We start from the raw sequence: 8,848 nt of genomic DNA, 5'->3' as shown, positions 1-8,848 counted from the left end.
GCGGGCGCTGGCCTGCTGGCGGCCTTCGTCGGCCACCCAGCCGCCGCCCAGGGCCTTGTAGACCCCGATGTGGGCCTGCTGGCGAGCCAGTTGGGCGCTGATCAGGGCCTGTTGGGCCGAGAAGAGTGCGCGCTGGGCATCGAGCAGGTCGAGCTGGCTGGCCACGCCGGTGTCGTAGCGCAGCGTGGACAGGCGCAGGCGGGCCGCCTCGGCCTGGGCCTGGGCCAGCTGAGCCTGGGCCTGGTCGGCATAGGTGCTGCGGGCCACCAGGGCATCGGCCACTTCCTTGAAGGCGGTCTGCACCGCCTTGTCGTACTGGGCCACGGCGATGTCGCGCTTCACATAGGCCGCGTCGACCGCGGCGCCGGTGCGACCGGCATCGAACAGGGGCACGCTGATGGCGGGCGCGATGCTGGCACCGAAGAGGCCGCCATCGAACAGGCCCGACAGCGAGGTGCTGGCCACGCCGGCCGAGGCCGTCAGGGCGATGCGCGGGAAGCGCGCCGCACGGGCCGCGCCGATGTTGGCATTGGCGCCGACCAGGGCCTGCTCGGCCTGGACGATGTCGGGCCGCTGCAGCAGCACCTCGGAGGACACGCCCACGGGCAGCTCGCTCAGACCTGGCCACAGCGTGGCGCTGATCTGGGCACTGGCGGCCTGGGCCGAACCCGTGAGCGGCGTGAGCGCGGCCGCATTGGCCACCGGTGGCAACAGCGCGGCCGGGGCACTCTGGCCCAGCAGCAGGTTCAGGGCCGAGAGGTCCTGCGCCCACTGACGCTGGGCCTGGGCCTGGGTCACGCGGGCGGCCTCAACCAGGGACTGCGCCGAGCGCAGGTCGAGCTCGTTGAGCACGCCGTTGTCGAACTTGAGCTGCAGCAGCTTGAGGGAGGCCTCGCGGGTCTGCAGGGTCTGGTCGGCCAGGGCCTGCTGCCAGCGGTCGGCCCACAGGGCGTAGTAGGCGTTGGCCACCGAGGCGACCAGGCTGATGTGGGTGGCGCGGCGCGCGGCCTCGGAGGCCAGCACCTGGGCCGAGGCGGCCTCGCTCAGGGCCTTGACGCGGCCGAACAGGTCGAGCTCGTAGGCCGACACCTGCACGCCGGCCTGCACGCTGTTGCCATAGGCAAAAGGCGACGAGGTGGCGCGTGCACGCGAGCCGTTGACCACGCCGTTGAGCGAGGGGAAACGGTCGGCGTTCTGGATCTGGTAGGCGGCCTGGAGTTGGTCGATGTTGAGCACGGCCACGCGCAGATCGCGATTGTGCTCGAGCGCCGTGGCGATCAGCTGCTGCAGGCGGGTGTCGGGGAAGTAGCTGCGCCAGGGCAACTCGGCCACCTTCGCGGCCTCGGCGGCCGACGCACCGGCCGCCACCGGCAGCGCCGCCGGCACGGCCAGTTCAGGGCGTGTGTACTCGGGCGTGAAGGAGCAGGCGCTCAGGCCCAGGATGGCCGTGGCCACCGCCACGGCGCGCAGGCGCGAGCCCGTCAACAAGGTCTCAGCCTTTTCAATCATGGTCGGACTCCACTTGGGGCTGGGCAGCGGGCGCCGGGAAGAAGCGCCGCACCACCACGAAGAACACGGGCACAAAGAACACCGCCAGCACGGTCGCGGCGATCATGCCACTCATCACGCCGGTGCCGATGGCGCGCTGGGCGGCGGCGCCGGCACCGTTGGCCAGCACCAGGGGCAGCACGCCCAGGATGAAGGCCAGCGAGGTCATGATGATCGGGCGGAAGCGCAGGTGGCAGGCCTGCAGCGTGGCCTCCAGCAGGCCCATGCCCTTCTCCTGGAGTTCCTTGGCGAACTCGATGATCAGGATGGCGTTCTTCGCCGACAGACCCATCACCGTGATGAGACCGACCTTGAAGTAGACGTCGTTGGGCATGTCGCGGAAGTTGGCGCCCAGCAGCGAGCCCAGGATGCCCAGAGGCACCACCAGCAGCACGGCCATGGGGATGGACCAGCTCTCGTACAGCGCGGCCAGGCAGAGGAACACGGCCAGCAGCGAGAAGATCAGCAGCGTCGTGGCCTGCGAGCCCGAAGCCTTTTCTTCACGCGACAGGCCTGTCCACTCGATGCCGATGCCGGGGGGCAGTTGCGCCGCCATGCGTTCGACCTCGGCCATGGCCTGGCCCGTGCTGTAACCCGCGGCCGCGTCACCGGCGATGCGCATGGCGGGGTAGCCGTTGTAGCGCACGGCCTGCATCTGACCCGTGACCCAGCGGCTGCTCACGAAGGCCGACAGCGGCACGGTCTGGCCGGCGCTGTTGACCACATTGAGCTGGCCGATCTGCTCGGGCTGCATGCGGGACTTGGCATCGGCCTGCACCACCACACGCTGCATGCGCGACTGGTTGCTGAAGTCGTTCACATAGGTCGAACCCAGCGCGGTCGACAGCGTGCTGCTGATGGTGTCGACCGACACGCCCAGGGCCTGGGCTTTTTCGCGGTCGATGTCCAGCTGCAGCTGGGGCGCGTCTTCCAGGCCATCGGGGCGAACGCCCGTCAGCATGGGGTTTTGCGCGGCCATGCCCAGGAACTGGTTGCGGGCCGCCAGCAGCACATCGTGGCCGAGGCCGCCGCGGTCCTGCAGGCGCACGGAGAAGCCCGTGCCGTTGCCCAGCTCGCGGATGGCGGGCGGGTTCAGCGGGAAGATGAAGGCATCGCGGATGCCCATCAGCGCACCGAAGGCGCGCCCAGCCAGGGCCTGCGCAGAGTGCTGTTCACCCTTGCGCTCGTCCCAGTCCTTGAGGGTCACGAAACCCAGCGCGGCGTTCTGACCGGAGCCAGAGAAGCTGAAGCCCACCACGCCCACGATGGACTTCACCTCGGGCTGCTTCAGGAAGAAGTCTTCGACCTGCGAGATGACCTCTTCGGTGCGGTTCGAGGTGGCACCCGGAGGCAGCTGCACGTTGACGATCAGGTTGCCCTGGTCTTCGTTGGGCAGGAAGGAAGACGGCATGCGCACATACAGCCAGCCGACCACACCCAGGATCACGGCGTAGATGAGCAGCACGCGGCCACCACGGCGCACCAGCTTGGCCGCCCAGCTTTCGTAGCCATGGGTGGTGGCGGTGAAGCTGCGGTTGAACCAGCCGAAGAAGCCCTTCTTGTCGTGGTGATCCGGGTCGACAGGCTTGAGCAGCGTGGCGCACAGGGCCGGCGTGAGCGACAGGGCCAGGAAGGCCGAGAACAGCATCGAGGCCACCATCGACAGCGAGAACTGCCGGTAGATGTTGCCCACCGAGCCCGAGAAGAAGGCCATGGGGATGAAGACCGAGACCAGCACCACGGTGATGCCGATGATGGCGCCGCTGATCTGGGTCATGGCCTTGCGGGTGGCCTGCAGCGGGCTCAGGCCCTCCTGCGCCATGAGGCGCTCCACGTTTTCGACCACCACGATGGCGTCGTCGACCAGGATGCCGATGGCCAGCACCATGCCGAACATGGTCAGCACGTTGATGGAAAAACCCATCACCGACATCACGCCGAAGGTGCCCAGCAGGGCCACGGGCACCACCAGCGTCGGGATCAGGGTGTAGCGGAAGTTCTGCAGGAAGAGGAACATCACCACGAACACCAGGGCGATGGCCTCGATCAGGGTCTCGACCACCTGGCCGATGGAGATCTTCACGAAGCCCGAGGTGTCGTAGGGGATGGAGAAGTCCACGCCTTCGGGGAAGAACTTCTTGAGCTCGGCCATGCGGGCCTTGACCGCTTCGGCAGACTGCAGCGCGTTGCCGGTGGGCGAAAGCTGCAGGCCGATGCCGGTGGCGGGCTTGCCATTGAGGCGCGCATACGGCGTGTAGGACTGGGCGCCCAGCTCGACGCGTGCCACGTCCTTCAGGCGCACGGTGGAGCCGTCGGCCTTGGCGCGCAGCACGATGTTGCCGAACTCCTTCTCGTTGGCCAGCAGGCCGTTGACCACCACGGTGGCCGAGACGGTCTGCTCGCTCAGGTTGGGGCGGTCACCCAGCGCACCGGCGGGCACCAGGGCGTTCTGGGCCTTGATGGCGTTGTTGACGTCGGCCATGCCGAGGCCGTAGGAGACCAGCTTGGCCGGGTCCACCCAGATGCGCATGGCACGCTCGGTGCCGAACTGTTGCGCCTGGCCGATGCCGGGCACGCGCTGCAGCTCGGGGATGACGTTGCGCGAGGCGTAGTCACCCAGGGCGATGGGGTCGTAGGCCGGGTTGCTCGACGACAACATCACGAACATCAGGAAGTTGCTGCGCGACTTGTCGACCTTCACGCCCTGCTGCGTCACCGCCGAGGGCAGGCGTGGCGAGGCACGCGAGAGGCGGTTCTGCACATCGACCTGGGCGAGGTCGATGTTGGTGCCGGTCTCGAAGGTGACGGTGATCGAGCCGGTGCCGTTGGCCTGGCTGACCGATTCCATGTAGGCCAGACCGGGCGAGCCATTGAGCTCCTGCTCGATCACGCTGATGACGGATTCGTCCAGCGTCTTGGCCGAGGCGCCCGGGTAGGTGGCGCTGATGACGATGGAGGGTGGCGCCACCGTCGGGTACTGGGAGATGGGCAACTGCGTGATGGCCACACCACCGAACACGATGATGAAGAGCGCGATCACCCACGCGAAGATGGGGCGTTCAATGAAGAAACGGGACATGGCGGGCCGCCTTTCAGTTGGCGGCGGAAGCCGAGGAGGCGGCCGAAGCGGCTGCAGAAGCCGCAGCCGGCGCCGGGGCAGCGCCCATCGGCGACCAGGGCACGGCCTTGACCGGGGCCTTGGGGTTCATGATCTTCTGGAAGCCGTCGACCATGACCTGCTCACCGGCCTTCAGGCCATCGAGCACGACCCAGTTGGTGCCGGTGGCGCCACCGAGCTTGACCGGGCGCTTGCTGACCATGCCGTCGGCACCGACAACGGAGACGAAGTCGCCTTGCGCGGTGCGGGTGACGGCCTGCTGGGGCAGCAGCACGCCGCCGCCCACCTGGGCCTGCTCCAGCCGCACGCGCACGTACATGCCGGGCAGCAGGAGGCCCTTGGCGTTGGGCAACTCGGCGCGCAGGGTGACCTGGCCCGAGGTGCTGTCGACGCTCAGGTCGGTGAACAGCAGCTTGCCGGCCACGGGGTACTCGCTGCCATCGTCGAGCACGACCTTGACGCTGGCCGCACCCGCACCGGCGGCCTGCAGCTTGCCGGCCGACAGGGCCTGGCGCAGGCGCATGACCTCGTTGGCCGACTGCGTGAAGTTCACGTACAGCGGGTTGATCTGCTGCACCACGGCCAGCTGGGTGACCTCACCCTGGCCGACCAGGGCCCCTTCGGTGACCAGCGCGCGGCCGATGCGACCGGAGATGGGCGAGGTGACCGAGGCGTAACCCAGGTTCAGGCGGGCCGTGGCCACGGCGGCCTTGGCCGAGGCCACATCGGCCTGGGCCTGGCGCTGCGCGACCTGGGCGTTGAGGTAGTCCTGCGGGCTGATGGCCTTGGCGGCCTGCAGCGGCTGGTAACGATCGACCAGGGCGCTGGCCTGGGCCAGGTTGGCCTCGGCCTTGGCCAGGGCGGCCTGCGCGCTGTCGAGCGAGGCCTTGTAGGGTGCCGCGTCGATCTGGAAGAGCGGCTGGCCTTCTCGCACGTCGGCCCCCTCGGTGAAAAGACGTTTTTGCAGGATGCCGGCGGCACGCGCACGCACCTGGGCCACGCGCGAGGCCTCCAGGCGGCCCGGCAGTTCGGCCATCACCGGCACATTGCCCGGCTGCACCGTGACCACGCCCACTTGCGCGGGCGGCATGGCCGGCGCACCCGCGGTGGCGGCGGCCTTGGCCTTGTCCTCACCACAGCCGGTGAGGAAGGAGGCGGCCAGCGCGCACACGGCCAGCACGCCCAGGGTCTTGGCGGTGAGGCAGAACGCCGCCTGGGCGTTCACCCGGCCCCGCATGGAACGGGCAGCAGGCGTGGCGGGGGAAAAGGAAGGGGTGCCGTCGAGCAGCAAAGGGGGGCAGGCCATGTGGAGAACCTCGAGGTGGATGTTTGCCTGGTCAATCAATCAGCCCACTATACATACATTCATGCATGTAAGTTGCGAAAGCAGCGACAATGTCCCCATCTTTTCACGGGTTTACCCGCACTCGATCATGCGCCGCACCAAAGAAGACGCCCTTCACACCCGCGAGGCCCTGCTCGGCGCGGCGGAATGGCTGTTTGCACAACGTGGGGTCTCGCGCACCTCGCTGCAGGACATCGCCAAGGCCGCCGGGCTGACCCGTGGGGCGGTCTACTGGCACTTCAAGGACAAGGCCGAGCTGTTCAACGCCATGATGGCACGCACCACGCTGCCGATGGAAGACAACCTGGCCGCCATCGGTCAGGCCGAGCAGGACGAACCCCTGGCGGCGTTGCAGCGCTCGGCGCTGGACGCGCTCACGCGCATCGCCCGCGACCCGCGCACGCAGCGGGTCTTCGAAATCGCCACGCACAAGGTGGAGTACACCGACGAGCACGAGGGCATCCGCACACGGCACCGCGAGGGGCACCGGCAATGTCGCGGCCACATCCAGGCCACTTTTGCACGCGCCCAGGCCCTGGGCCAACTGGCCGAGGGGGTCGACACGGCCGTGGTCACCCTGGCCTACCTGGCCCTGGTCGACGGGCTGATCCACAACTGGATGCTCGACACCAGCCAGTTCGATCTGGTCGAGATCGGCGAACGCAGCATCGGCCTGTTTCTGCAGGGGCTGCTGGCGCGCTGAGCGCCCATCGGATCAGATGGCGCGGAAGGGGTTCTCGCCCGAACCGGTGCGGGCGCCATCGCTGTGCTCGTCGAGGGCGGCCGGGGCATGGGCCAGGTGCAGGTCATCGGCCCAACCGACCATGGTGAAGCCCTCGGGGCTGTAGAGCAGGCGGTTGATGCTGGCGTTGGCGACCTTCCAGCTGCGTGGGGCTTCGACCGGCACGCGGTTGGCCGCGCGGTAGAAGCAGTCGAGCACGCCGCCGTGGGCGACCAGGGCGATGGTTTCACCCGGGTGCTGAGCCGCCAGGCGGGTGGCGGCACCCACACAGCGCTCGTAGAAGGCCTGCAGCACCTCGCCGCCCTCCGGGCCGTAGCTGGGGTCGCGCTCGCGCCAGCGCAGCAGCTCTTCGGGCCAGTGCACGCCCACCTCGTCCTGGGTGCGGCCTTCGAAGCGGCCGAAATGGCGCTCGCGCAGCGCCGGGTCGATGCGCAGGGTCAGGCCGGCGCGTGTGGCGATGGCATCGGCCGTGGCGCGGGCGCGCTGCAGGTCGCTGCTGTAGATGGCGTGGATGCCCTCGTCGGCCAGGGCCTCGCCCAGGCGCTCGGCCTGCCAGCGGCCGCGGGCGTTGAGGGGGATGTCGGTGTGACCCTGAATGCGGGTCGCGATGTTCCAGTCGGTCTCGCCGTGGCGGATCACGAGCAGGCGGGTGGTCTTGTCAGGCATGCGCACATGATGCCTCAGACCCTGCCTCAGACGCCCCAGACGATGGGCTTGCCCCCCGCCAGGGCCTGTTCGATCAGGCGGATCAGGGGCACGGCACGCTGGTGCAGCGAGACCTCCTGGTCGGCAAAGGACTTGAGTTCGTTGTCGGGCGAGGGCTGCTCGGGCGGGGTGGCCTGGAGCGCCGCGATGGCCGCCGGCATGTCGGCCACTTCCAGGATGCCCGGGCCTTGGGCCGCCTTGCCGATGAGCGGGAGCAGCGCCTCGGCCGTGGCCTGCAGCATGATCAGGTCGCCGGTGGCTTGGGATTTGAAGGTGATGGGCATGGCGGACTTTCAGGATGCGGGGCCGGTTGGCCTCACCCGAGCATAGCCCTTGCGAGCGGGCGGCACACGGGGTGGCATCAAGGGGCGGCATCAAGAGGCAGGTCACCAGCGCAACGTGGGATTGCGTCGGACCAACACTTCAATTATCCTTGAATCATGGAATCAAAGTTGAGTGAACCCGATGTGGTCCTGGCCCTGGCCGCCCTGGCCCAGCCTTTGCGGCTGCGCGTGTTCCGCGCCCTGGTGGTGGCCGGGCCCGTCGGCCTGACGCCGGGCGCGCTGAGCGAAGCCCTCGGCGCGGCGCCCACCACCCTGTCCTTTCACCTGAAAGAGCTGGCCCACGCCCAGCTGATCAGCCAGGAGCGCGATGGCCGCCACCTGATCTACCGGGCCGACTTCACCCGCATGAATGGCCTGCTGGGCTACCTCACGGAACACTGCTGCCAGGGCCAGCCCTGTTGTGGCGCCCCGGCATGCGAGGAGATCGGCCGTGTCTGACCCGCGCCCCAGCCTGCCCCGCGCCCTGCTGGCCGAAGGCCTGGGCACCCTCATGCTGCTGGCCATCGTGATCGGCTCGGGGATCATGGCCGAGCGCCTGAGCGCCGGCAACACCGCCGTGGCCCTGCTCGCCAACACGGCCGCCACCGTGGGTGGGCTGTACGTGCTGATCGAGGTTTTCGGCCCGGTCAGTGGCGCGCACTTCAACCCTGCCGTGAGCCTGGTGATGGCCCTGCGTGGCAACTTGCCCCGTGCGCACGCCCTGGCCTATGTGCCGGTGCAGCTGGCGGGTGCGGTGGCCGGGGCCTGGCTGGCCCACGCCATGTTCGACCTGCCGCTGTGGCAGGTGTCGGGCAAGTTGCGCAGCGGCCAGGGCCAGTGGATCGCCGAGGCCGTGGCCACCGCCGGGCTGTTGCTGGTGATCCTGCGTGCGCCGGCGGGAAAGGCCAGCGCCATGGTGGCGGCCTACATCGGCGCGGCCTACTGGTTCACCGCCTCCACCTCGTTTGCCAACCCGGCCGCGGCCTTCGGGCGCATGGCCAGCGACAGCTTTGCCGGCATCGCCCCGGCCAGCGTGCCCGGCTTCGTGCTGGCCCAGCTGGCTGGCG

The 8,848-nt window shown here is 69.0% G+C and carries 8 protein-coding genes; 3 read left to right on the top strand and 5 right to left on the bottom strand.

The annotated features are described in order from the left end of the window. The 3 genes from QZ994_RS16960 to QZ994_RS16950 all read right to left on the bottom strand — a co-directional run. A partial coding sequence (locus QZ994_RS16960; RefSeq protein WP_290874377.1) for an efflux transporter outer membrane subunit occupies window positions 1-1,509 on the bottom strand: 1,509 nt, incomplete at its 3' end. Further along, a complete protein-coding gene (locus QZ994_RS16955) occupies window positions 1,502-4,627 on the bottom strand; it encodes an efflux RND transporter permease subunit (RefSeq protein ID WP_290874374.1) in 3,126 nt (1,041 codons plus the stop codon). The genes QZ994_RS16955 and QZ994_RS16960, both read right to left, overlap by 8 nt. Before the next feature lie 13 nt (window positions 4,628-4,640). Then, window positions 4,641-5,903: an efflux RND transporter periplasmic adaptor subunit gene (locus tag QZ994_RS16950; protein WP_290874383.1), complete on the bottom strand. Its 1,263-nt coding sequence runs from the start codon at window positions 5,901-5,903 to the stop codon at window positions 4,641-4,643. A 196-nt stretch (window positions 5,904-6,099) separates the two neighbouring features. Here QZ994_RS16950 and QZ994_RS16945 point away from each other — a divergent pair, with 196 nt between their 5' ends. Next, complete coding sequence (locus tag QZ994_RS16945; RefSeq protein WP_290874371.1) at window positions 6,100-6,714, top strand: TetR family transcriptional regulator; 615 nt, start codon at window positions 6,100-6,102, stop codon at window positions 6,712-6,714. A gap of 12 nt (window positions 6,715-6,726) precedes the next feature. Here QZ994_RS16945 and QZ994_RS16940 read toward each other — a convergent pair whose 3' ends face one another. Next, window positions 6,727-7,419 carry a histidine phosphatase family protein gene (locus QZ994_RS16940; protein ID WP_290874368.1) on the bottom strand — a complete coding sequence of 231 codons (693 nt, stop codon included), beginning with the start codon at window positions 7,417-7,419 and terminating at the stop codon, window positions 6,727-6,729. Window positions 7,420-7,445: 26 nt separating this feature from the next. Beyond that, window positions 7,446-7,742: a DUF1840 domain-containing protein gene (locus QZ994_RS16935; protein ID WP_290874365.1), complete on the bottom strand. Its 297-nt coding sequence runs from the start codon at window positions 7,740-7,742 to the stop codon at window positions 7,446-7,448. Between the two features lie 168 nt (window positions 7,743-7,910). On the opposite strand from QZ994_RS16935, the gene QZ994_RS16930 reads away from it, so the two are divergent. Both QZ994_RS16930 and QZ994_RS16925 read left to right on the top strand, forming a co-directional pair. After that, the gene (locus tag QZ994_RS16930) at window positions 7,911-8,240 is read left to right on the top strand and encodes a helix-turn-helix transcriptional regulator (protein ID WP_290874363.1); all 330 of its coding nucleotides are present in this window, start codon (window positions 7,911-7,913) and stop codon (window positions 8,238-8,240) included. A 52-nt stretch (window positions 8,241-8,292) separates the two neighbouring features. Beyond that, window positions 8,293-8,848, top strand: a 556-nt coding sequence (locus QZ994_RS16925) for an MIP/aquaporin family protein (protein ID WP_290874380.1), incomplete at its 3' end; no start/stop codon positions are given.

Origin of the sequence: Aquabacterium sp., from assembly GCF_021768455.1 — a bacterium.
Classification (GTDB): Bacteria; Pseudomonadota; Gammaproteobacteria; order Burkholderiales; family Burkholderiaceae_C; genus Aquabacterium.
Note: the sequence above shows the minus strand (reverse complement) of the source record. Positions and strands in the feature narration are given on the sequence as shown.

Coding starts and splice junctions, on each gene's coding strand:
- QZ994_RS16945 (WP_290874371.1), top strand. CDS start 6,100: ATGCGCCGCACCAAAGAAGACGCCCTTCACACCCGCGAGGCCCTGCTC.
- QZ994_RS16950 (WP_290874383.1), bottom strand. CDS start 5,903: ATGCGGGGCCGGGTGAACGCCCAGGCGGCGTTCTGCCTCACCGCCAAG.
- QZ994_RS16940 (WP_290874368.1), bottom strand. CDS start 7,419: ATGCCTGACAAGACCACCCGCCTGCTCGTGATCCGCCACGGCGAGACC.
- QZ994_RS16955 (WP_290874374.1), bottom strand. CDS start 4,627: ATGTCCCGTTTCTTCATTGAACGCCCCATCTTCGCGTGGGTGATCGCG.
- QZ994_RS16935 (WP_290874365.1), bottom strand. CDS start 7,742: ATGCCCATCACCTTCAAATCCCAAGCCACCGGCGACCTGATCATGCTG.